At 48.4% G+C, this 24,460-nt stretch carries 21 protein-coding genes; 7 read left to right on the top strand and 14 right to left on the bottom strand.

The features are described 5' to 3' along the window. Window positions 1–259: 259 nt before the first annotated feature. Together AC5JLB_RS26495 and AC5JLB_RS26490 are read right to left on the bottom strand one after the other, a co-directional pair. Window positions 260–682 carry a hypothetical protein gene (locus tag AC5JLB_RS26495; RefSeq protein WP_495876824.1) on the bottom strand — a complete coding sequence of 141 codons (423 nt, stop codon included), beginning with the start codon at window positions 680–682 and terminating at the stop codon, window positions 260–262. 144 nt (window positions 683–826) lie between these two features. Then, complete coding sequence (locus tag AC5JLB_RS26490) at window positions 827–1,042, bottom strand: hypothetical protein (RefSeq protein WP_495876823.1); 216 nt, start codon at window positions 1,040–1,042, stop codon at window positions 827–829. A gap of 292 nt (window positions 1,043–1,334) precedes the next feature. On the opposite strand from AC5JLB_RS26490, the gene AC5JLB_RS26485 reads away from it, so the two are divergent. Further along, a complete protein-coding gene (locus AC5JLB_RS26485; RefSeq protein ID WP_495876822.1) occupies window positions 1,335–2,981 on the top strand; it encodes an alpha-D-glucose phosphate-specific phosphoglucomutase in 1,647 nt (548 codons plus the stop codon). 126 nt (window positions 2,982–3,107) lie between these two features. Here AC5JLB_RS26485 and cpcG4 read toward each other — a convergent pair whose 3' ends face one another. The 4 genes from cpcG4 to AC5JLB_RS26465 all read right to left on the bottom strand — a co-directional run bounded on the left by cpcG4 (window position 3,108) and on the right by AC5JLB_RS26465 (window position 5,884). Then, window positions 3,108–3,863 carry a phycobilisome rod-core linker protein CpcG4 gene (cpcG4, locus tag AC5JLB_RS26480; protein WP_495876821.1) on the bottom strand — a complete coding sequence of 252 codons (756 nt, stop codon included), beginning with the start codon at window positions 3,861–3,863 and terminating at the stop codon, window positions 3,108–3,110. 104 nt (window positions 3,864–3,967) lie between these two features. Continuing rightward, a complete protein-coding gene (gene cpcG2 / locus AC5JLB_RS26475) occupies window positions 3,968–4,711 on the bottom strand; it encodes a phycobilisome rod-core linker protein CpcG2 (protein WP_495876820.1) in 744 nt (247 codons plus the stop codon). A gap of 125 nt (window positions 4,712–4,836) precedes the next feature. Next, window positions 4,837–5,673: a phycobilisome rod-core linker protein CpcG1 gene (cpcG1, locus tag AC5JLB_RS26470; protein ID WP_495876819.1), complete on the bottom strand. Its 837-nt coding sequence runs from the start codon at window positions 5,671–5,673 to the stop codon at window positions 4,837–4,839. A 13-nt stretch (window positions 5,674–5,686) separates the two neighbouring features. Beyond that, window positions 5,687–5,884 (bottom strand): hypothetical protein, encoded by a 198-nt coding sequence (locus AC5JLB_RS26465; RefSeq protein ID WP_495876818.1) that lies wholly within the window; start codon window positions 5,882–5,884, stop codon window positions 5,687–5,689. A gap of 280 nt (window positions 5,885–6,164) precedes the next feature. Between AC5JLB_RS26465 and AC5JLB_RS26460 the strand changes: the two genes are divergently transcribed. After that, window positions 6,165–6,308, top strand: a complete 144-nt coding sequence (locus AC5JLB_RS26460; protein WP_495876817.1) for a hypothetical protein — start codon at window positions 6,165–6,167, stop codon at window positions 6,306–6,308. 78 nt (window positions 6,309–6,386) lie between these two features. On the opposite strand, the gene cpcD (AC5JLB_RS26455) is transcribed toward AC5JLB_RS26460, so the two are convergent. The 7 genes from cpcD (AC5JLB_RS26455) to AC5JLB_RS26425 form a co-directional block, all read right to left on the bottom strand. Beyond that, window positions 6,387–6,617 (bottom strand): rod-capping linker protein CpcD, encoded by a 231-nt coding sequence (cpcD, locus tag AC5JLB_RS26455; RefSeq protein WP_495696628.1) that lies wholly within the window; start codon window positions 6,615–6,617, stop codon window positions 6,387–6,389. A gap of 164 nt (window positions 6,618–6,781) precedes the next feature. Next, complete coding sequence (cpcD, locus tag AC5JLB_RS26450) at window positions 6,782–7,138, bottom strand: rod-capping linker protein CpcD (RefSeq protein WP_495876816.1); 357 nt, start codon at window positions 7,136–7,138, stop codon at window positions 6,782–6,784. Between the two features lie 70 nt (window positions 7,139–7,208). Next, window positions 7,209–8,096, bottom strand: coding sequence for a phycobilisome rod-core linker polypeptide (locus AC5JLB_RS26445; RefSeq protein WP_495876815.1), 888 nt, complete (start codon window positions 8,094–8,096; stop codon window positions 7,209–7,211). 125 nt (window positions 8,097–8,221) lie between these two features. Beyond that, window positions 8,222–8,710 (bottom strand): C-phycocyanin subunit alpha, encoded by a 489-nt coding sequence (gene cpcA / locus AC5JLB_RS26440; RefSeq protein ID WP_495876814.1) that lies wholly within the window; start codon window positions 8,708–8,710, stop codon window positions 8,222–8,224. Between the two features lie 94 nt (window positions 8,711–8,804). After that, the gene (gene cpcB, locus AC5JLB_RS26435; protein ID WP_495696632.1) at window positions 8,805–9,329 is read right to left on the bottom strand and encodes a C-phycocyanin subunit beta; all 525 of its coding nucleotides are present in this window, start codon (window positions 9,327–9,329) and stop codon (window positions 8,805–8,807) included. 704 nt (window positions 9,330–10,033) lie between these two features. Continuing rightward, window positions 10,034–10,981 (bottom strand): RluA family pseudouridine synthase, encoded by a 948-nt coding sequence (locus tag AC5JLB_RS26430; protein WP_495876813.1) that lies wholly within the window; start codon window positions 10,979–10,981, stop codon window positions 10,034–10,036. 391 nt (window positions 10,982–11,372) lie between these two features. Next, on the bottom strand, window positions 11,373–13,109 hold the full coding sequence (locus AC5JLB_RS26425) for a CHASE2 domain-containing protein (protein WP_495876812.1): 1,737 nt from the start codon (window positions 13,107–13,109) through the stop codon (window positions 11,373–11,375). Between the two features lie 518 nt (window positions 13,110–13,627). Here AC5JLB_RS26425 and AC5JLB_RS26420 point away from each other — a divergent pair. Further along, entirely contained in the window at window positions 13,628–18,841 is a 5,214-nt protein-coding gene (locus AC5JLB_RS26420) for a CHAT domain-containing protein (protein ID WP_495876811.1), read from the top strand. A 328-nt stretch (window positions 18,842–19,169) separates the two neighbouring features. Next, window positions 19,170–19,970, top strand: coding sequence for a DUF928 domain-containing protein (locus AC5JLB_RS26415; RefSeq protein ID WP_495876810.1), 801 nt, complete (start codon window positions 19,170–19,172; stop codon window positions 19,968–19,970). A 133-nt stretch (window positions 19,971–20,103) separates the two neighbouring features. On the opposite strand, the gene AC5JLB_RS26410 is transcribed toward AC5JLB_RS26415, so the two are convergent. Beyond that, window positions 20,104–20,463: a hypothetical protein gene (locus tag AC5JLB_RS26410; protein ID WP_495876809.1), complete on the bottom strand. Its 360-nt coding sequence runs from the start codon at window positions 20,461–20,463 to the stop codon at window positions 20,104–20,106. 178 nt (window positions 20,464–20,641) lie between these two features. On the opposite strand from AC5JLB_RS26410, the gene AC5JLB_RS26405 reads away from it, so the two are divergent. From AC5JLB_RS26405 to AC5JLB_RS26395, 3 genes are all read left to right on the top strand, one after another. Continuing rightward, a complete protein-coding gene (locus AC5JLB_RS26405; protein ID WP_495876808.1) occupies window positions 20,642–22,540 on the top strand; it encodes a GTPase family protein in 1,899 nt (632 codons plus the stop codon). Between the two features lie 218 nt (window positions 22,541–22,758). Then, entirely contained in the window at window positions 22,759–23,136 is a 378-nt protein-coding gene (gene ebsA, locus AC5JLB_RS26400) for a type IV pilus biogenesis protein EbsA (protein ID WP_495696639.1), read from the top strand. 225 nt (window positions 23,137–23,361) lie between these two features. After that, window positions 23,362–24,453, top strand: coding sequence for a phosphotransacetylase family protein (locus AC5JLB_RS26395; RefSeq protein WP_495876807.1), 1,092 nt, complete (start codon window positions 23,362–23,364; stop codon window positions 24,451–24,453). Window positions 24,454–24,460: the final 7 nt, after the last annotated feature.

Raw genomic sequence — 24,460 nt, 5'->3', positions numbered from 1 at the left:
CATCGCTTATGCCGCAAACAAGATGCAACTTCAATTGTTGCCAGGTTAATAGAAACGCTTAGTAGAGATGCACAATTGTAAATTGGAGCATTCAGCTTCTTTAAATGTCGCCGCGCCAGCTTTAACCCTGGCGTGATTTCCGTTGTGTAGATTAAGTCCGTAAACACCAAAAACAACGTGCCTAAATCTCGATTTATTGAAGAAACCGAAGTTTAGGCACAATGGAGAATGCAATTAGGAAGGAACAATGGTCAGAGAACTATTGAAGAGCTTCAGGAGACAACATGATTTTCCACAAATCACTCAATGCTCCTCCTCCTACATTAAAGCTGCCTGTTGCACCAGTGTTTAAACCACTGTCTAAACCATTTTCGCCACGAATTCCAATACTAAACGAGCGGCCCAACGGCAGTTGCCCTACTCTTCCATATCCTAAAATATTGTTTGAATCGCGAATGGTTGGCTGATTCAGCCGAAGCAGCAGTTGACTACCGCCGATAAAGTAAAGGGTAGCAATATCTCGTTTGAACTCTACCTCAGCATCAAACACTCCACCCGTGGCGTAAGAATAGACCTTGACAGGGAGCCTTCTGCCATCGATCGTCTTTCCCCCATATTGGGCAGCAGAGGTAGGCAGGGTCAGCAGGAGTAGGACAGACGTAACTAAGGCAAATACTCTCATAGCTAACCCTCAGCTCTTCTCAGTCGCGATATCTTCTAGATTAGGATAGCTTTTCGGCGTTGTGTAGAGAAGTTGTGTAGAGAACTTCATCACAGCTCAACTATCGCGCCTCTACCCTCTACCTCAGCTAGAGCGCCCGACCCCTTACGACTTCAGAAATTGGTCACGCTCCAGTAAGGCTTCGCCATGATTGGGAATCCAGGCTACCCAACGATCATCGGTTGCTTCACACAACAGGAGCGCCTGATCGTCGCTGTACTCGGAAAGGCGATCGCGCAATTGCACCCATTGATCGGCTTGGGGAATGAATGCATCCACTGGAGCAACTGACGGCTGAGAGCCTAAAGGGACTACTCTCATAAAAAACCTCATTCTGTACTTCTTGATACAGAAATTTTAGAGCTTTTATCAAAAAGTTTCCCGTATTGTTTTACAACTTAACGTATTGTGCCCCTCAATCAGCACCTTTCTGAAACGCGCAATTTGTTCAACTAGCTTTACCACGCTAGAAAAAAAGTGGGAGAGTTATCTTGGAGTACTTTTTCTACACTTGGCTTTTGGCTATCCTGTCCGTGATTAGGAGTGGGGTCTAAATAGCGAAGTGTCGTAAGAATCGAAAGTGCAAGTCATAACGTCAGGATAAAGATGCGAAATGAAGGTTGAAACGATTAAGACCAAGCCGTTCTTAGATCAAAAGCCGGGCACATCCGGCTTACGCAAATTAGTGACTGTTTTTCAGCAGCCCCACTATCTCGAAAATTTCATTCAGTCTACTTTTGACAGCCTCGAAACCATTGAAGGACCCATTAAGGGACAAACGATAGTCCTTGGCGGCGATGGGCGATACTACAACCGCCAAGCGATTCAAATTATCTTAAAGATGGCAGCCGCGAATGGGCTCGGACGAGTCAAAGTCGGGCGGGGCGGAATTCTTTCGACCCCTGCTACGTCGTGTGTCATTCGTCAATCGCAATCATTAGGCGGTATTATTCTATCTGCCAGTCATAATCCGGGCGGACCAAATGGCGATTTTGGGGTGAAATATAACATTCGTAATGGCGGACCCGCACCTGAAAAGGTGACAGAAGCGATCTTTGCACGGAGTAAGGAGATTGACTATTACAAAATTCTAGAGGCATCGGATGTAGATATAGACACCCTAGGGGAATCTAAACTGGGGGATATGGTCGTCGAGATTATCGATTCGGTGAACGATTATGCCTCGTTGATGGAAGCATTGTTCGATTTCGATCGCATCCGTAATCTCCTGACGAGCGGAGCCTTTCGGATGTGCATGGATTCGATGCACGCTGTGACCGGACCTTATGCCCACGCCCTGTTTGAGCAACGCTTAGGCGCACCTGCGGGAACGGTGCAAAACGGCGTTCCACTGGAAGATTTTGGTGGAGGACATCCTGATCCAAATTTGGTCTATGCCCATGATCTTGTAGAGGTGCTGTTTGGCGAGAATGCGCCTGATTTTGGGGCAGCTTCAGATGGCGACGGCGATCGCAATATGATTTTAGGGCGACAGTTTTTCGTCACTCCGAGTGATAGTTTGGCTGTATTAGCCGCCAATGCAACGTTGGCTCCGGGTTATCGAGACGGGTTAGCAGGAATTGCTCGGTCGATGCCAACTAGTCAGGCAGCGGATCGGGTGGCGGCTCAATTGGGCATTCCGTGTTTTGAGACGCCAACGGGATGGAAATTCTTTGGAAATCTCCTCGATGCGGGTCAAGCGACGATCTGTGGAGAAGAGAGCTTTGGCACTAGCTCCAACCACATTCGGGAAAAAGATGGACTGTGGGCGGTGCTGTTTTGGCTCAACATCTTAGCGGTGAAGCAACAGTCTGTGCAGCAGTTAATGCAAGAACACTGGCAAACCTATGGCCGAAATTATTACTCGCGCTATGACTATGAAGGAGTAGAGAGCGATCGGGCAGCCACTCTCATGTCAGGTCTCCACGCCAAGCTGCCAACGCTCAAAGGCAAACGGTTTGGCCCGCGAGAAGTTGATTATAGTGATGACTTTAGTTATACCGATCCGATTGACGGCAGCGTGAGTCAAAATCAAGGCATTCGCATTGGGTTTACCGATGGGTCTCGTATTGTATTCCGCTTGTCTGGAACAGGGACTCAAGGTGCAACGCTGCGAGTTTATCTCGAACAGTATGAAGCTGAAGCGTCGAAGCAGCATCTCGATCCGCAACAGGCGCTGGCTGACCTGATTGCGATCGCAGACGAAGTGGCACAAATTCGCACGCTTACTGGAATGGAGACTCCCACAGTGATTACTTGACGTAACTCCACCATCTAATCAAAAAATTTGGGTTTGATCTCTGTTTACATCGCGATCGCAGAATGACTCCGCGACGCAATATAAATAGAAATCAAACCCAGGTTTGAACTGAATAAGGATGTCTCGTTATTTCCGACGAGGCACTTTGTTCAGATAGTCGATGCTAGAGGCCGAGACACTTTGAGCGTAGTTGCCCTTGTTGGACACTGAAGCGGCCATATCGCGATACTTACGAGGATCGCCTTCTGCCAACTGGCGCTCTTGGAACTTCTTAGCAGAGAAGTTTTTCACCACAAACTGCCAATCGGTCTTCACCGTTCCAGCCGTTTCGCGGAAGTCTTCGCCATAGCGAGGCGTCACCAGATTGAACGGGCGACCTTCCATCCGACGACGCTGATAGGGAACCGTGTACTCCCCAAACGCTGCCGTATATTCTTCGCCATTCAGCAACGCATCGACAAAGCCGTCAAAACCCTTGGTCGCAATTTTAATTGACCAAGCAATCTCTTCGTCTTTGTTATAAGAGTCCCGACCCAAAAAGCGCTTGAGGCAAATTTGCACCAGGCGATAATTGTTGTTGACTGCTACAACAGTGCTGTAGAACCGGCTGGACTTCGCCAATTCAGCAATGAATCCGCGAACCGTAATCGAGCCGTTTCTCAAACGAGTCTCAGACGTGATCTGACGGTTAAATCTCAGGGTTTCATGTTCGCTAAACACTTGCCGATAGCACGCCCAGATGAGCGCTTCCATTTCGGTCGAAGAACCGATGTCTTCCATTCGGTAGATATAGGGCGTATCTTCGTTTTGATCCGCCTTGCCGAAGTTTTTGACCCGGTGGTTTTGAGTGGTCGGCTTATAGTCGAGTAAGGGCAATGCCATGCCAGAATCTCCCCCGTAATAAATAAGGTAAGTCTGTTTTGGAGAATGGATGTATACAATCCACGTCACACTATTATCTCGCGTCTAGGACGCAACCGTTACGCTTAGCGCAACGGAAAATTAGAACCAGTACTGATCGAGGCTGCCGTTCCAGAGGCAACGCGATCGCGCGTCATATCAGGAATGGCAATGTTGGCCGTGGACACAGGCTGATACTGCACTGGATTCACGCTCACCGATCGCGCCATATCGCGGAAGTTAGAGATATCACCCCACTTGTAGCGACCTTCGGTTTCTTTATCGCGCCAGTAGTCACCATAGCTCGGAGTCACGAGGTTAAACGGGCGATTGTTATATCGACGGCGCTGATAGGGAACCGTGTTATCGCCAAACGACTGTGAGTATTCCTCACTATCGACGATCGCATCAACAAAGTTATCCCATCCCAAGGTGGCGATCTTGATCGACCAAGAGATTTCTTCTGCTTGGTTGTATGCGGCACGACCGAGCAATCGCTTCAGCGCCAGATCAACCAAACGGTAATTAGAATTCTTTTCGATCACCAATCGGCGAAACGTCTCGGACTTCGCCAAGCCGCGAACAAAATCGCGAACGGTAATCGTCCGATTCGTAAGCTGGGACTCTAAATTGGTCTGACGATTGCTCTTGAGAATTACATGCTCACTAAAGACCTGACGATAGGCAGCCCAGATCAGAGCCGTAATATCGCTTTGATCCGCGCAGTCTTCTAGACGATAGATATAGGGCGTATCTTCACTCGGAACTTCGTAACCTTCGACGCGCTGATTTTGCGAAGACGGTTTGTACTCAAGTAGAGGAATAGGCATAAGGCACAAGAGGTAAGGAATGAGGGACGCCTTTCGGCAACGCTAACGCAAGGAGGGATGAGGATGAAAGAAGAAATTTGGTGCTGTATGAGTAGCAATTTGTCCCTCATCCGTCATCCTAAAATTCACACTTTCTTCGTCGAGGGAAGGTAGCGGTAGGGCAACGCGACGGAGGGACGGCGAACCGTTGGCTTTGGCGTTTCGGCGGCGTGGCTCATGTCAGGAACCGCGATCGCGCTGGAAGTCGCCCGTGCTACGTGACGCTGCGAATCCAATTGAGGCGTAGCCAAGCTTTGCGCCATTGTTAAGAAGTTGACTGGAATCGCTTGGCGAATCACTTTCTTGTCGAGATCGCCCGCGCTATAAGTCCGCACTTGGTAGTAAGAACGCCCCGCGAAATCCAGTGACATCAAGCGATTGCGCCAGTAGTCGCCATAGCGCGGATTCACTAAGTTAAACGGACGCCCCTCAAGCCGACGCCGTTGAAACGGAACGATATCTGTACCAAAGTTTTCGCGGTATTCGTCGCTATCGACGATCGTATCGATAAACCCATGCAAGCCCTTGGTCGCAATGATGATCGATTGCGAAATCTGCTCATCTTTTCCATAGGATGACCGACCCAAGAAGCGCTTGAGCGTGATGTCAACCAGTCGATAATTAGAATTAGTGTCAGCGACCAATCGACGATACACATCCGATTTTCCAAGCCCGCGAATGAAATCAGCAACCGTAATGGCGCGATTTCTCAGTTGCGATTCCAGATTCTTTTGACGGTAGCTTTGTAGGATTAGATGCTCCGCGAAAATCTGGCGGTAGGCTGCCCAGATGATGAGATCGACATCTTCTGGACCTCTTGCGTCCGCTAGCCGATATTTAATCGGATCGTCCTCATCCATCACGTCATAGCCGTTGACGCGCTGGTTTTGAGTTTTAGGATTAACTTCTAGTAAAGGCAGCATAGATTATTGTGCGTTAGGGGACAATCGTAAGCTGGGGTTGAGCCATCAAGACTCGTGCTTTGACCACGGCACCCGAAGCGGTTCGGCGCAGTTGCTCTAACCGATTGAGGGCTGGGTGAATCAAATCTTTAGTGTCAGGAGTATTCTGAACGGCTGACATCCAAGACTGCATTGCCGCGATCCTTCGGAGCTTCGCAAAGCGAATCGGCACGTCACAAATCGCTCAATCTGAGTCTTGTAACACTAGGAATAATGTCTGTAAGGGTTGAGCGTGAATTCGCCGTGTTAAGTAGCACCTCTAAAGGTGAGCAGATCTGCGATCGCAACAAGTACCCACAGACTATACGCTCTCGCGCCGTAGTTGTAAGTCATCCTGAGCTTGTGCTGCCGCTTCTCGGACGTAAAAACAGAGCAGTCGAGACACCGATTTAGCGCCGCTACTGCCCACTTATCGCCAAGCTTACCGAGCGTCGGTGAAACATTACGTCGCGATGAATGCTACTCACAGCGGTGCGATTTTCATCGTCAACTACCACAATCAATGTCGCTACTGCCACCGCATCGTGCACCTCAAGCTGACCCAGGCAGAACATCGCATCGCAACGCAAGCTTCAATTTTCGAGGTGGAGATTTGAAACGACGTTGCTCTACAGCCAAAGACTGAGTATTGGATGAATCGAGTTGTTCGCTCGAACCTCCTATAACGACCAAGATCAGCCTAGTGCTTCAATCTTGACGATTCTGCCACCCAGCCGCGTGATACGCTGCATTTCGTCACTCATGCGATTATAGGGAACCGTGATAAACACGCTGCCGCTATTACGAATCTCATAATTGTTTTGATCCGTTTCGCTGTTTTGACGCAAGCCAGCGACTTCATAGCGAAACATGCGACTGGCTGACGACGAAATTCCACCTGAACTAACGGTTGTTTGACCAAACATAGGGTGAATCCCTCAACTATGGATAACGAACTGATTGATAGTAAACATTAGAACAACGACCATTAGAACAACAGGTAAAGCGCGATGCAAAGCATCCCCTCGTTACGGGCCACTTAATCATCGACGCAAAACTGCTGACACAGCTCACGCTTTTAGCTTGATGTCTAGCGATCGGGCGACTCTTGCTTTGCTTCCATTGTCTGTTGAGCCTCCGTTGCTTCGCTTTTGCCTTCTGCTTCTAAATTTTGATGCGCGGTTGCAGCTTGCATCTTCGCGTTGCCACTTCCATCGAGCGTCAGCGGCTCAATGCTCACAATCCTGCCGCCCATACGGAGGATTCGCTGCATTTCCTCATTCATCCGATTGTATGGAACCGTAATGTAGAAGCTGCCGCTTGTGCGAATGGGGTAACTGAGCTGATCGGTTTCGTAAGTCTGGCGCATGCCCTCGACTTCATAGCGAAACATCCGATTTTCAGCACCACTTAGCCTGCTACTGCCTAGTGCAGTTTGACCAAACATAATTATTATTGCTCCTGTATAAAATCCGTTGAACAGTCAGGGAGACAGCCGTCCGCCTCCCAGTCTTGCTCTAGGCACGCGACACATTCACAACTTTGCCGCCCTTCTTTGTAATCTCTTGAAGTTTTTGGGAGAGTTGTTCGTAGGGCACTAAGATCGCGTTACTGCTGCGACGCACTTTCGGGTACCCAGGCTGCAAAATTCCAGTCACTTCAATGCGATACACCCGTCCGCTTTCCTGCTGAGTTCCACCCAGCGCTCTTCTGGGCGCAGCGTCGTCAGGAATCGCCGCATGTTTCCAGCCCGATCCACCGCTGCCGCCGCTCGAAGGTCGGTCAATCCGCGAGGCAAAATTTTGACCCAACTCCCGAGTCAGACGAGGAGATTTGCCGCCAACGCTACCACGATCGCTGCTGGCATAACCCCGATACAAGCGGAACATCCGGGTAAAGCCGGTGGTTCTAACGCCAGGTTCGACCTGAAAGCCGGTGTAGTACGGAACCACATTGTTGCCAAACTTATTCTCGTACTCCATGCTGTCGATGTAAGAGTCAATCTCGACATCGTAGCCCCGCTCTTCACACAGACCCGTGTGATAGGCCCACTCCGCTTCTTCATAAGGAGCGCGACCGAGCAAATGCTTAAAGTTCAGTTCAACAAACCGCTGGTTTGAATTGCGGTAGAAAAATTTGTTTTTATACAGTTCAGATTTAGCCACCGCCCGGACAAACTCGCGCACGGTCGATGTGCCTTGCCGCAGCAATGATTCGGCAGAGGTCAACCGTTCTGACTTCATCACATAGTCGTTGCCCAAAACCTGACGGTACACTGCCCGAAAGACCGATTGCAGCTCCGTTTCTGTCCAATCGGGCCGTAGCTCAACTCTAGAAGAGCTATCAAAGGCAGACAGCCCCAACGGTCCGGCTGCTGCCAAGTTATTCACCAATAAGCCGCCCATGCTTGTCCCCCAACACAACAATAAACTTCTTAACCAAAATTAAGAAAAACAATGCCCGGAAAAACGAGCAACTGTTAGCCACTCTGCCAACACTCGCTAATTTCTCCGGGCACAGCACCTGAAGATTAGCTCAGGGCGTTAATCGCGTAGTCGATGTAGGTGTTTGCTTGGTTAGCAGCTTGACCGCTCAAACCATGGTTTGACTTGACGTGGTTGAGGGCTTCAACGTACCAGCTAGGAGAAAGCTCGAAGCTGCGGTTGATTTCGTCTAGGCCAGCAATCAAGTACTCATCCATCGGACCTGTACCACCAGCGATTAGGCAGTAGGTGACCATGCGGAGGTAGTGACCGATGTCACGAGCGCACTTGGACTTACCACGAGAGTCAGAAGCGTACTGAGGACCCTGCATTTGGGTGGTGTATGGGAACTTCTGGTACACAGCGTTAGCTGCGCCATCGATCAAGCGCTGAGCATTTTGAGTCAACGCACGAGCTGCTTCTAAACCAGCCGTTGCTTGCTCAAAACGACCGTTAGCCGCTTGCAATTCGGTGTTACCCAAGAACCGGCCTTGAGTATCTGCTGCTGCGATCGCTTCAGTAATTGGGGTCTTCATTGTTTGGTTATCTCCCTAAAAAGTGTGTTCTGCAAAGTGTGGTGAAAACAATGCTTATCCGATCGAGGCGGAATGCTCAATCAACAGCGATCGCTTAAGCAACCGCAGAAGCAGCGCGATCGAAGTAGCTCGATAGCTCAGACATGATGGAGCTACAGTCGCCACGAACAATACCAGAAGCTTCGGGATCGTTAGCAATGGAGATCGCGATGTCCTTCATTTTCTGCACACCAGCCGCTGTCGAACCACCGGGAACGCCAAGAGCTTGGTAGGTTTCGCGCAGACCGTTGAGGCAACGATCGTCGAGAACGCTAGCATCACCTGCCATCAACGCATAGGTTACATAGCGCAAGATGATTTCCATGTCGCGCAAGCAAGCTGCCATGCGACGGTTGGTGTAAGCGTTTCCACCGGGCTGGATGAGTTGAGGCTGATCTTCAAATAGAGCGCGAGCAGCATCGGTGACGATCGACGACGCGTTGGTGCTGATGCGGTTAACGGCATCAATGCGCTTGTTGCCTTCTTTGATCATGTTGTTCAGCGCATCGAATTGACCGCTGCTCAGAAAATCACCTTTGGCGTCAGCCTGGGAGACAACCTTAGCGAATGCATCTAGCATGGATGACTTCTCCTAATTGTTTGGTTTGAGTTCGGGTTTGGTTCAGAACTGGAAGGTGGATCTGAAGCCATTTGGGTTACAGAACTAGCAGGAAGGATTTGAAACCCCTTACAGGCTAGTTAGGCAACTTTCTCCTAAGTTCAGTTTCACATTACTAGGTAACAAACTGATGTTTCTAAGAAATCTGAGAAATTGTCACATTTCTTAATAAGAAAGCAGAATCCTAACTCAGCGCTTGTTTTATATAGGTTTCTTCTGTTGTTTTCCCCCTCAGGTTTACTTTATACAATGCGGCAGAGCCGTTATTTGTTACAAGTTATTGACTTCTATAAAGCCAGAAGAAATAAAGCTCGAAACGCTTAGGGCTTATAGAGTTTTGAGGAAAAACAGCTCTATTTCTTGCAAATTTTCTGAAAAAATGTACAGCAACAGTTAAGTTTTGTTAAATTCGATAATATCTTTAGATTTGCAAAATTCCAATGTAGAGCAGGTTTCAGACGTTTTTAGAATTCTAAGTTTCATAACACTCATTTAACTTATGTAACGGTCTTTTTCGATAAAAGTGTTTCGGTTTATTAAGCTGATCTGGGAAAACAAATTTTGTTGCACGTGCAACAAAAGTCAATAAGTTAATATGCCTAATTAAGGTTTTACGAATCGCGATTCTCACTTCAATCTTGGAGCCATTAGCCATGTTGGAGCCGTTAGTGCGGAGGATAATTGTGCAGGAACCGCGATCGCAGTAGATTCAGCACTTTTGTAAAAGATGTAGGTAACGGCGCGATCGCTTCCACCAACGCTCCGGTCACCGGATGAATTAATCTTAACCGCCAAGCATGAAGTACCTGCCCCGGTAGATTGACCTTGAGCGATCGTCCAGCACTATAAGTCGGATCGCCCACAATTGGATGACCCATAAACGCACTGTGTACTCGAATCTGATGGGTGCGCCCCGTTTCTAATTCAAATTGCATCAGTGTATAGTTGCCCAACCGTTCTTTAACCCGCCAGTGAGTTACCGCTCGTCGTCCGCCTTTTGTTTCTGGAACAACGGCTTGTTTTTGTCGGTCTACTAAATGCCGTCCAATCGGCTGATCAATGGTTCCCGCATCGTGTTTCGGTGATCCGTAGACGATACCAAGATAATCCCGCCGTGCAGTTTTGGTTCTAAATTGCTCTTGTAGATGATGAAACGCAAGTTCTGTTTTAGCAATTGCGATCGCGCCTGTGGTGTCTTTATCTAATCGGTGTACAATTCCTGGTCGTTGTATTCCGTTGATTCCGGGCAGCGTTTCACAATGAGCTAACAATGCATTCACAAGAGTACCTGATTCGTGTCCTGCTGATGGATGCACAACTAATCCCGCAGGTTTGTTCACAATAATCAACGAATCATCTTCGTAAAGAATATCAAGCGGAATATTCTCCGGTTCAAGGTGCAAAGGCTGAGCGTCTGGAATGTCGAGCTTAATACGATCGCCCGCTTTCACGTCTGCTTTCTTAGACGTGCAGGGTTGATTATTAACCTGAACATGACCTTGTTCAATTAATTTTTGAAGTCGCGATCGCGATAGATCTGGGAGTTGATCGGCAAGAAAGCGATCGATGCGCTCATCAGACTCTTCAACATACAACTCAATCTGCAAAGACAAGGTTTCACTAGCCTGCGACACAACTTATCTATTCTCAGCTATGAATGCCATAGAGCGCTAATTCAAAGTAGAAGCACTCTCACTGAGGCTGACATAATTTCTTCATCTAACCTGCAAAATTGAGTTGATCCCCTTAGAGAGAAGCAAATTTGAGCGTTGCTATTACGCCATACCCAATCTCAAAAAAGCTGAACTAATCGAAGGAATTGTTGATATGTCTCCTCTAAGCTTTGAACCCTCATGCAGATTTAACGATTTAGTTAGGCAATTGCAAAGTTTAAATTTGGCAGAACGCATTGCATTCATACAAGCGTTAACGACACCATAACCAATGCCATAACGTAAGAAGTTTCTAATGAATATTAACTTCCTTTTTTAGGTCAAGCACTTCTTACGGCAGTTTCAGCACCACCTGATTTCGCCCTTTGCGTTTTGCTTCATAGAGTCCCGCGTCGGCAACATCAACCAATAACTCAGTCATCACATCTGTGGTTGGCACTATACTTGCAATTCCCAAGCTCAACGTAACAAACGGAGAAACCCGCGATCCACTGTGATCGATTTGTAGCGTTTGCATTTCTAACTGAATTAGTTTAGCGACTCGAAGCGCACCGTGGCTATCTGTATTGGGCAAGAGAATCACAAACTCTTCACCTCCATAACGCGCTGCCAAATCAGTTGGTCGCTTCACCGATTTCTTTAACACGCTCGCGACCGCGCGCAAGCAGTGATCGCCCTTAGAATGCCCGTAGGTGTCGTTGTAACTTTTGAAGTAGTCAACATCACATAAAATCAACCCGATCGGCGTCTGCGATCGCAGCGATCGGTACCATTCGCGATACAGCGTTTCATCAAACATCCGACGGTTTGCTAGCAGCGTGAGCGGATCTTGATTCGACAAGATGGTAAGCTGCTGTGCCTCAAAGGTCATCATTGTTGCGCCTGCAATCATGATGGCTAGCGACATCGGCACAACCGGCAACCACCAACCAAAATTGAGTGCGGTGGAACAAATCAAGACAACCCCACCCATCAACGCCAGCGTCAGCGCGATTTTGTACAAATGAGATAGTCGCCGTGTTCCAATCCAAGCACTTACATAGGCCAGGAGAATAATTAAACTCCACTCCACCCACTTTGGCGCAACTTGAAGGAGAGGACGCCGATTCAGTACCGCACTCAAGATTTGACTTGTCAGTGTAGCGTGCAACTCCATGCCCGAAACGGGAACGGGTGTAGAACCCGTCTCGCTGCTATACGACATAAAAAACATGTCCGAATCGCCAGCAGAAATGTTACCCACAAACACAATGCGATCGCGAAATGTGGTTAACGGCAATGTCTTGTTCAAAACCTCTTCTACCGAAACGGTTCTAAATGGGTCTCGTCGTCCACGCGGATTGACTAATACTTGATAGCCGCCATCATCCGCATTTACATAGCCGCCATCATTCTTGCTAAATTGCACAAATTTAGCGCTTCGGATTTGCAACAAATTGTCAGAACTCTCTTCTGGAGTAATTCCTATCTGTGCTAAGTACTCTAATGCTACTCTCAGCCCTAGTCCTTCAATCGGTGAAGAGCTGCTGTTAGTGAACAACAGTCCACGTCGGACTCGCCCGTCCACATCTGGAATGACATCACTCGCTGCAATCCGATCAGTCTGAACTAAGATCGGATGCCCTGCTACATCCTTGCCATCGTCACTGCCGACGATTTTGGCAATTCCAATAAGGTTGGGAGTCGTTCGCAATACATTTAATAGTGCTGCGTTACCAGGTTGTGTCGGCAAATTTCGATACAGATCCAGCCCAATCACACGAGGTTTTTGCGCTTTAATCTGGGTTAGCACATCTGCCAAGGTCTGATCCGAAATTTGAGCACTTCTTAGGGTCTGAAAATCTTTCTCACTGAACCCTACAAGCACAATGCGATCGTCGGCAGGCTCTGAAGGGCGGAGTTGAAGCAAGTGATCAAACGCTGCCAACTCTGAAAGCTGTAATCCTCCCAATGCTCGAACCAGCAAGACACACCCTGCCGCCGCCAGCCCAGACAGGCCAAGAACTCGGTGCCTCCATAAAAACTTCTGTCTCCGTGGGCGAACCCGGTAAACAGAATTTGGTTCCATAGTATGTGGTGACATCGATGCTTAAGTGTCCACTGGGACGAATGGAGCTAGAGCAAAATCAATTACAAAAGCACTATTCATTTTATTGAATTGTCAGAGCAGTTAAAATTTGCTACTCAGTATAAGCGATGTAAATTCTCTGCAATCATTTCATTAAATATAGCGACAGTCAAGCCACTATACATTTGCCTGAAATTTGCCTGAGATATTGCATAGAGTTACATTTCAAAGGGAAACCTCAAAGTAGATGAAGAACTCATGTTAAGGTCTTATCGTCAGAAAAATTTTGCATCAAGTACTCTATCAAACACTTAAGAATCAAAAGGTTCAGATATTTCAGTCCACATTGAGCGAGTACAGAAAGACCAGCAGCGGTGAGTGACAGCATTACAGGAGAAAATCTGCCTCACAGCTTGAACACAGGTTAAGGTTCAACCGAAAAAAGATGCTGGCAATTGCCGCGAATTAGAAGTACCTGTTTTAGAGTTCATCGTTTTGAGGGGTCACGATTGCTGCCTATGATCAACCTACATCGAGCAGATGTTGTGCTGCTGTGGGCATTTCTGTTTGTTCCTCTAGAGCTTTGCGGGTCAGAGCCTAGTGCATCGGTTCCTGCGGAGCTAGTGGCACAAGCAGAGTCCATTACCCCAGCCTCAGATGGAACGGGGACTAAAGTCACACCTTCCGGGAATCAGCTTGAGATTGGGGGAGGAACGCAGGCAGGGGACAATCTTTTTCACAGCTTTGAACAATTTAATCTTTCGCCGGAGCAGACTGCTAATTTTATCTCTAATCCAACGATTCAGAACATTTTGGGTCGCGTGGTGGGAGGAGATGCCTCTGTAATTCAGGGGCTGATTCAGGTTACGGGTGCCAACTCGAACTTATTTTTGATGAATCCATCAGGCATCATTTTCGCGGCAACGGCTCAACTCAATGTTCCTGCTTCGTTTAGCGCCACGACTGCAACTGCAATCGGGTTTGACAATCAAACCTGGTTCAACGCAACGGGTTCAAATGATTATGCGTCACTAATGGGTGCGCCTAGCCGCTTCTCATTCTCAAGCCGTGATCCAAATATTGTTTTTAATGCTGGAAACTTATCTGTCGGTCAAGGACAGTCACTCGCCCTTTTGGGAGGAACCGTTGTTAACACAGGAACGCTGAGTGCGCCGGGGGGCATGATTGCGATCGCGGCAATTCCCAGTGAAGGAATTGTGCGAGTGACCCCACAAGGCAGCTTACTGAGTTTAGACCTGCCTATTAGCAAAAGTAATCAAAGTCTTGCAACCGGAACACTAGCTGAAATAGTGTTACCAGAGCTACTGACAGGCGGAGCGTTAAGCAATGCGACTGGTTCTACGATTGAAAATGGTGTGATCAAGCTAACGCCATCATCGCCTCCAATTCCAATCGAGCGCGGTACGGCGATTATCGCTTCGCGAAATGAAGGAAGTGCAAGCGGCGAGCTTTCGGTGACATCCTCCCAATCACCCACAATTCATACTCCCTCGATTCAAGTTTTTGGAGAAAAGATTGCGCTGCTGGGCGCTAAACTTGACGCTTCGACACCCACAAGCGGCGGGACGGTTTTAATCGGAGGAGACTATCAGGGAAAAGGCAGTTTGCCCCACGCGCAATTTGTTTTTGGCGATGCTGGAACTCAGATTAATGCTAATGCCCTCCAAACTGGCAAGGGTGGAACCGTTGTTCTATGGTCAGATCAGGCAACTCGATTTCAGGGAGGAATCACGGCTAAGGGCGGACAGGTTGAAACGTCTGGGAAAGCCAGTCTAGATGTAACGGGCGCAAGAGTTAGCGCTGGTTCGTGGCTACTTGATCCATCCAACATCAATATTGCGAACGGCGGATCAGGGACACCGATTTCGGGAATTTTTGATCCTCTTGCAGCAACGGGAACGATCGATCCAACCGCGATCGCAGCAGCGATGGATAACGGAACGAATGTCACGCTTTCAACAGCCGGAGGAAACGCTGGACAAGGAGACATTACGCTCACAGATTCGATTAATCAAACGGGGGGTGGAACAGCTTCTCTAACGCTAACAGGACGCAGATTTAATCATTCTAGCAACGCAAGCATTAATCTTAGTAGTCTAGGTGACTTGACGTTTAATCTCAATCAAGTGGCGGCTGAGGCGAATGCACCCAGTAACTCGATTCAAAATGCAATTAATTCTATAGGAAACACCAACGGCAATCGAACCATTAACTTAGGTGCGGGAACATACAGCGGCACTCCTTTAATTGTGGATCGTTCGGTCAATCTACAAGGAGCACCCACAGCGACCCTGGCTGGAAGCGGCACTGATCGCGTTTTAGAAGTGAAAGGCAACGTCAACGCCACCCTACAAAATTTGACTATCACAGGCGGACAAACGACCAGCGTCGGGGGCGGCATTTACGTTTCGGGTGCAAACTCTAACCTCACAATTCGTGATAGTCAAATAAGTGGGAATCGCGCCACATATGGGGGCGGCATTTCAACCCCGATCGCTAGCATCGTCAATATTTTCAACAGCACGATTTCTAATAACACAGCGACGAGCGGAGGAGGAGGGCTTGAAAACACCTTTGGGGCAAAACTGAACATTGCAGACAGTGTCATTTCTAATAACACGGCTCAGTATGCAGGTGGAATTTCCCTCCTCCAAAGTCGGGATGCAACCATTACGAATAGTACTATTTCTGACAATACAGCTGTTCTCTCTGGAGCAGGAATTCAAAATGATCAAACGAATTTAACGGTTGTAGGAGGCAACATTCTGAGAAACACGGCAGGTGCTAATGGAGGTGGAATTTATAATTTAGGAGTTGCAGATGTTCGCGGTACGACAATCAGCAATAACATCGCTAAGATCAATGGAGGTGGAATAGAAAATGAATCAGTGATGATAATCTCAAATAGTTCCATCACTAATAACAACGCAGGTCAAGATGGAGGTGGAATCTATAACCAAGCGACATTAGTCGTTTCCGATAGTAAACTGTCAAATAACGCTGCCATAAGTGGTGCAGGGTATGGTGGCGGGCTTACCAGCAACGGCTCCACCTCTGAATTGAGCATTTCAAGAACTGATTTTACAGATAATCGTGCCCGCACAGGAGGCGCGATCGTTATCTTCGGCGATCGCTTCGCCAACATCAGAGACAGCTTGATTTCGGGTAATATTGCGACCGATCAAGGGGGAGGAATCTTCAGTATCGGAAACAACCTATACATCTCAGGTAGCACTATTTTTAATAATCAAGCGGCTACAAGCGGTGGTGGGTTATCTGCCTTTGGAACAACTGCGATCGACACTACAACTATTTCGCAGAATCAAGCTAAAACGGATGGTGGCGGACTGCATTTAGGCAACACAACGACGATCATCGATAGCAATATTGCTAACAATCAAGCTGAGCGAAACGGCGGTGGTATTCAAAACAGTGGCGCTAACGTAACGCTGAGAAATAGCACATTGTTTAATAACCGCGCTCTTATTCAAGGTGGTGGCATTAATAATACGAATACGGGTCAGCTTCAAATCCTAGACAGTACGGTTTTACAGAACATAGCCCAAGGCAATCCTAGTTCTGGTGGGGGCAACGCTGGAGGAATTTACACGAGTGGACCAACAACAATTCAGCGATCGCTGATTGAAGGAAACAAAGCTACGGGAGATGGCGGCGGAATCTTCAGCACGGCTCCCCTGAACCTAATTAACACTACGATTTCAGGCAATGCGGCCAGGGAAGGCGGCGGAATTTACAGTAGCGGAACGACTGCGATTAGCAACAATACCTTGACCAATAATCAAGCTAATAATGCGGGTGGCGGAATTTTTAATCGCTCAGGAAGTATTCAGCTTCAAAATACAATCATCGCAGCAAATCGAAATGCAAGTAGTCCTGACGTTGCAGGACTTTTTACCGATCAAGGGAATAACTTAATCGGGATTCGGGATGGCAGTACAGGATTTACCAAGAGTACGCTAGTTGGAACAGCGACAAATCCAATCGATCCCCTGCTTGAGGCATTAGCAAATAACGGAGGGTTTTCTCGAACACATGCGCTGTTGCCTAGAAGCCCTGCCGTTAACGCAGGCAATAACGCGATCGCAACACCAACCGACCAAAGAGGCGCTCCTCGAATTCAGCAAGCGGTGATCGACATCGGTGCGTTCGAGTCAGATTCATCACCTCCAACTCCCCCGACTCCAGTTCCGTCTCCAGTTCCTTCCCCAACTCCAATTCCTTCCCCAATTCCTTCCCCAACTCCAGTTCCGTCTCCAACTTCAGTTCCGTCTCCAACTCCAACTCCTTCCCCAACTTCAACTCCAAATCCCCCACCAGGAGCAGTTAAACCAACAGACCTAACAGGTCAAAATCAGCCGAATCTAGAGACAAAACCTCCTATTGAAGCGCCGCAACCGCTCTCGATTGTGGGAAATCTAGATCAGTCTCTCGGTACTGAATACGAGCAATACTACGGACTCGATAACGCTCCAAAGTTAGGACTGCAAGAAATTGAAGCTACCCTGAGCCAGGTTCAAAAACAAAAGAACGTGCGATCGGTTGTTGTCTATGCCATCTTCACACCTCAAACGATCGCTCCCGCGCCCAAGAACGGAGAGCGCTACGAGGATTCTGTAGAACCCGTTACTCCGTTCTTACGATCAAAGCTCAAACGCAACGACGATCGACTAGATTTGGTGCTAGTGACTCCGACAGGAGAAGCCATTCGCTATTCCACTACGGCTACTCGCGCTCAAGTTCTTCAGCAAGCTAAGCTCTTTCGCTTAGCCGTCTCCGACATAGATGATGACCAAGGGTATACTGCACTTGCTCGACAGCTTTATGGCTGGCTCCTGCAACCTTTAGAAGGACAGCTAAAACGACAGCAAATTACTAGCTTAATTTATTGTTTAGACGAAGGATTGAGGACGATCCCCATAGCAGCAATTGCAGACCAGCAAGATTACGCCATCCAGCGCTACACGGTCTCTGTGATTCCTAGCGTTTCTTTAGTGAATCGGGAAATTACCGATTTGCGCGATCGCACCCTTTTAGCGATGGGTGCAGATCAATTCTCATCGCTTGCGCCTTTGCCCGCCGTTCCAACCGAATTACAACTTGTCAGCGAACAGTTTTGGAGAGGAAAACAGTTTCTCAACCAAGAATTTACGATTGAGGAACTCTTACATCAAAAACGGATTGAGAATCCAGGCATTATTCACCTCGCCACCCATGCTCAGTTTAATATTGGAGCGCCGAGTCAGTCCTACATTCAACTCTGGAATACTCGAATCAATCTTGCTCAAATGAAATCGCTCGGCTGGGCAAATCCGCCATTAGAACTCCTTGTTCTGAGCGCTTGTGACACTGCGATCGGCAGTACCGCTGCCGAGTTAGGGTTTGCCGGACTTGCCGCCGCTGCCGGGGTTCATTCAGTCATGGGCAGCCTCTGGACAGTTTCAGATATTGGAACCCTCGCCCTCATGAGCGAATTTTACATTCAACTGCAAACCGCCCCGACTCGCGCAGAAGCGCTCAGACGCGCCCAGCTTGCGCTCAAAAATGGCACGGTTCGGATCGAGAACGGCAGGCTAATCACAAGCCAAAAATCTGTGTTACTACCGACGAAAATCGTTCCCCGAATCGGAACAATTCTGTTCACTCATCCGTTCTACTGGTCAGCCTTCACACTGGTTGGAAATCCGTGGTAAATGCGTAGTGAGGACTATGAGCAATTATCACAAACTAGATGAGAGTTTGGGTTTGCAAAAGAGTTCTGGAAGTTAAGCTACCTCGGGCGGCGAGCTAAACGGATACTTCGGTCAGAGACTTTACCCAATTGAGCTTTTCGGTTGAGAAGTCTATACTTACTTCTCGACTATCTCGGCGCATCAGGTCAGTCATGATCAAAAACCTCTACGACAGCCTCCGTTTTGTTGCTTTCTTAAACCGAAAAGCGCAATTAAGGTTTGTTTTGTTTTTGCAAGATTGGCACTTCGTAGATCGTGCAATGTCCATACTCCAACGACATTCAAACTTATGACTACACTTGGATTGCTTCGGTTTCTCACCCCACTCACGGTGACAAGTTTGATTGCGATCGCGGCTGTTTCAACCGAGTTCACTCTCTCTCAGTCCCTTCAGGTTGGATCTTCTGCCACTGCCGCACCCTCGCAGCGCGTGCGCTGGACGCCCAAGAAGAAGCTGGGTACAATCCGCAGCACACTATCGGGCGGTAGACGGGGACAAGCTAGTACGACTCAGGTGAGCACCGCCTGCACCTCTAGCAAAGGCTCCTCACTAACGACGATGACTCTGCTGGTGCCGAACACGAACGAAGGGTTATATACAACGACAGCAAGCCCAACCTTTTTCTGGCATACCAACACTAAGCAGGCGATGTCGGCTCAGTTCATCTTGGCTGATCCGAGTAGGGCAGAACCAATTTTCAGCAAAACTCTCCAGATCAACCAATCTGGAGTTTCTCAGGTCGAGCTGCCCACTTCAGTTGTGTTGCAAGCAGACACAACTTACCGTTGGACAGTACTGCTGGCTTGCAAAGAGGGATCTTCCAGTGAAGTCTCTGCCAGGAGTTTCATTGAGCGGATTGATGAGCCAATGTTACTTCAACAAGTAGCAGGGCAATCTGATTTTGACCAAGCAGTCAGTTTCGCTCATGAAGGCATTTGGTATGATGCCTTCAATTCTCTGATTCGTGCCAATCAAGAGAATCCTAGTAACGCTGCCCTGAAAGCGGAGCTAAAGTCTTTACTGGCTCAGGCAGGAAGTGATCCCGTCAGTATTGCTCAACGACGGGTTCAAGTTGCTGGGCAACTGTAATTAATTTGGCTTGTGTAACTGAAGTCTTGTTGAAGGGGTGAGTCGCTCGACTCACCCCTTTTCTTGTAACAGTCCTTTTTCTTGTAACAGTTTTGATGCAGATCGGCTTGCCAAAGGGCGTACAAACTAGGATTCAAAGTCGTCCTGTTGTCATCAGCTTATAACCGCCTGCAAATGAGGCAAACGCCAGCGAAAACGTCCATAAGCTCATGGGTTTTAGCACGATACCACCGCTCAAAAACGCCAAAATCATTCCTACCCCAATTAGAAGCCAACCCAATTCTTTAACGCTTGATCGCGCAAATAGTAGCGTGAATACTCCGCCCATAATAGCGAGAACTGACCCTGCGGCTGGGATCTCTCGCCACCAGTAGACAGAGCCTCGGGTCGCAACGATGACGTTCTGACCCAAGAAATAAAATCCGAGTAACAGTAGCCCAAACCCAATTAGCTTTAAGAACGATCGCATGTTTAGACCCTCATCAAAAATCATCCACGATTCTCTTGCCTCTGATTCTCAAACCTCTAGCTCCTGAACCCTCAGAGTGGATGCTGCTTTTCAGAATTCCCGCCCTAGTCCCAATTTGCCCATCACTCTTCGTTTCATTACGAAGGGCAAAAGACGCGGACGAATTTTCTACCATAAAGAGGTCGAAACCAAGGAAAGTATTATGGTGCGATTGCAGCGTTGGCAGTGGGCAGTTTTAGGACTTCCGATCGCACTCGTCGTCGGTTTTCTCCTGATCGCGGCTGGATTGCAGATTCACGAGTGGGGCATTAGCTGGATTTGGGCAATCGTCGGACTGCTGTTTGTAGGGTGGCGGTGGCTGCTTGTGAAATGGACACAGCCTGCCTTGCAGCAAGTCGAAGCCGTCGTCGCTGAGCTTTCTGAAGAATCTGCTGAATCCTTAACGCCTGCAACAGCAGGTGGATTAGGTGAAAAAGCAGAAGCCGAAATTCAAGCGATTCTAGAAGCGTCGCGCACCGATCCGCCCTTATGGGAGGACTGGAACATCTTTTGGCAACGATGTCAGAGTGTGATTCAAGCGATCGCACGGGTCTACTATCCGCAAACCCAAAAGCCGTTGCTCAACATCTATATTCCGCAAGCCTATGCGCTGCTGCGAGGCACGGTAGACGATTTAGACCAATGGATGGGGCGACTGTCGCCCGTTCTCAATCAAGTTACGATTGGGCAAGCCTACCAAGCCTACGAGGTTTATCAGAAGCTAGAACCGTCCGCGCGTCGGCTTCTCAAGGCGTGGAGTTGGGCGCAGTGGGTTCTGAACCCAGCCGTGGCGATCGCTCGAACTGCCACTCAAAAAACCAACAATCGTGCCACTCAAGAATTGCTCGGAAACCTAAATCAACTCTTACGAGAAGCGGCACTGCGAAATTTGGCCAGACAAGCGATCGCGCTCTATAGCGGTAGCAACGCACCAAAATCTGATCTCCTCGTTGCCCAACCCGCCGTACCGAAAGCCGAAACTCAGACGCTACGAAACATCATCAATCAAGCATCGCCGCCCGAAACCGTTGCTCAACAGCCCGTCAATTTAATGCTGGTTGGTCGCACCGGAGCCGGGAAAAGCAGCTTGATCAATACATTATTTGTCAAGGCAAATGCTCAAGTGGATGCGCTGCCCTCGACCGATCAAATCCAAGCGTATCAATGGGATACCCAGACTGGAGAAACGCTAACGCTTTGGGACACGCCTGGGTATGAGCAGGTCGAACGGGCGGAACTCCGAGATCAGGTTCTAGATCACGCCGCTCAAACTGATCTTGTTTTGCTGGCAACTCCAGCCCTCGATCCAGCTTTACAAATGGATCTAGACTTTCTCAAAGATCTAAAATCTGACAGGCCAGATTTGCCGATGTTAGGTGTGGTGACTCAAGTCGATCGGTTGCGCCCGATTTGGGAATGGACTCCTCCATACAACTGGCAGACGGGCGAACGTCCTAAAGAAGTTTCGATTCGCGAGGCGGTAATGTATCGTGCTGATGTTTTGGGACAGTCTTGCGCTTTGGTCCTGCCGATTGTGACTGGATCGGACACCCGAACGGCTTGGGGACTAGAGGACTTGTCGATCGCCATCCTAGACGCGATCGCGCCTGCCAAACAACTCCGCCTCGCTCGCTTTCTCAAAAACATAGACGCTAGAACAATGGCGGCTGCCAGAATTATCGATCGCTACACTTTTCAGATGGCAACCACTCAAGGACTCACCGCCTTTCTCAAAAGCCCAATTCTGCGGTTTCTTTCAACCCTAACCACCGGCTCTCCAGCCTTGGCGCTGCTGCTGGAGAGAAACATTCCGGTTGAGCAGTTGCCCATTGTGATTGGCAAATTGCAAATGGCATACGACTTATACAATCTTCTGACCGCCGATCGATCGACACCTCCTAGTTTCGATCTGTTAGCCCTTTGGAGCTTGCTCATTGAAAATTCTGCCCCGCCCGATCGACAAGCGTGGGCGTTTGGTCATGCGCTGACTGAGTATTGGAGCCAAGACCTCGCGATCGAGCAACTTCAAACCCGCTTCAATCAGTATCTTCAACAGTCCTAAAGTTCAGCAGTGTCACCTCTTGAGGGAAAATCTAAAAATCAATTGGAAAAGTGAACTTTAACCAGTGGCGATGGGCACACTGAGCCAGACATTGATAGTTTAAGTGTCTAGTTTAAGTGTCTCAATTGCATTCCATTGATCGAGTTCATGATGAACTTGCAACGTGATGGAAGCCGTTAACCTTTACATCCTTTGATTGACCCAGTAGGAAGTTCAGCATGTCCATCGAGAAACTTCAGCCCGCTCCCACTCAGCAAGTCGGGGTTTACGTACCTTACTACCCCCAAGCTGGCAAAAAGCAACTCTTACCGTTTGCCATCAGCTTATATCAGAAAGGAGCGTTGGAAGGGCAGCGCAAAATTGAAGGAGCCGAAAGCATTCCGTTCATTGCCACCTGGAATATTTCGATGCTGCCTGCTGACCTGTGCCGTTGCCGCATTCAGTTTGATGGCAATGCGGAACTAAGCTACGAGGTCATGATGGCAAATTTTGAATTTGTTGATTTCTTAATCGAGGTGATTACCAACTTCAAACGCAATCGCTTAGCAGATTTCTCACAAGCTTTTTACCGTAAGTTGCTTCGCCTGGAAGATTAAGCCGCGTTAGAGCAGTTTCATCGTGTGGTTCGTGACAGAGGGGCGTTGACCGTCCCTCTTTTTTACAGCAATAAAATTCTTCTCCCCTTACAATTAGGAAGATTAAAATTTGATTCTTCTGACTTAGAAGCACAACTTGCAAATAAAGTCCTGACAGGAGTAATGTAAGGGTTTCTCTAAGTCTCGTAATAGTCTCTTAAACAAGCGTTAACCGGGGAGAGGAGCGTGCCAAAATCCGCAAAGTATTTGCTCATCGGATCTCTCGAGGCCTACAGTGGCAAGTCGGCGATCACCTTGGGAATTGCCCATCAACTCAAGGCAAAAGGGCTAGACATTGCCTATGGAAAGCCGTTAAGCGGTGGCTGGGGTCAAACTCAAATGGCAGACAGCGATGGTGACCTTCAATTTGTTGCCCAAACGCTCAATCTTCCTGAGAATCGCTTGCAGCCATCTATCTTAATGCTAGATTCTGAAGCCGTTAAGAATCGCCTGAGCTTGCAGGATCAGACCGACTATCGCCAGCAACTTGCGGAGCAAGCGCAACGTCAGAGCGGAGATTTGGTTCTTTTAGAGGGACCTGGAACGCTTGACGAAGGAAAATTATTTAATCTATCTCTGCTAGAGGTCGCTGACACGATTCAAGCTTCTGTCCTTCTAGTAGCACGATTTCAGTCGATGCTGCTCCTTGATGGATTGCTAAATGCCAGAGAGAAGTTGGGAGATCGGCTGTTAGGAGTGTTAATCAATGATGTTCCTAACAATCAACGCGAAACTGTAAACGCTTCAATGGTTCCATTCTTAGAAAAAAGAGGCATATCTGTATTTGGGGTGCTGCCAAGCAGCGATTTGCTACGGAGTGTGAGCGTTTCAGAGTTAGTTCACCAACTTAAAGCAGAGGTTCTCTGTCGCCCCGATCGCTTAGATCTGATGGTCGAGAGCTTAACTATTGGCGCGATGAACGTCAATTCTGCCCTCAAGTATTTCCGGGCGCGGCGCAATATGGCAGTTGTCACAGGCGGCGATCGCACTGATCTCCAACTCGCGGCACTGGAAACCTCAACTCAGTGTCTGATTCTAACCGGACACATTCCTCCTACTAAAGAAATCCTCAGCCGCGCCGAGGATCTTGAAATCCCGATTCTATCGGTGGATTTAGACACCCTTAGCACGGTAGAGATTGTTGATCGCGCCTTCGGTCAAGTCCGACTGCACGAGCCGATTAAGTTTCAGTGCATCTGTCAGATGATTGAGGATTATTTTGACGGCGATCGCTTTCTTGGGTCGCTCGGTCTCGAACGAGCTGGAGCCTTGCCTTAGCTTAAGC

Source organism: Myxacorys chilensis, from assembly GCF_059505265.1.
The sequence above is the reverse complement of the archived record's forward strand: the minus strand, read 5'-3'. Positions and strand labels throughout refer to the sequence as shown.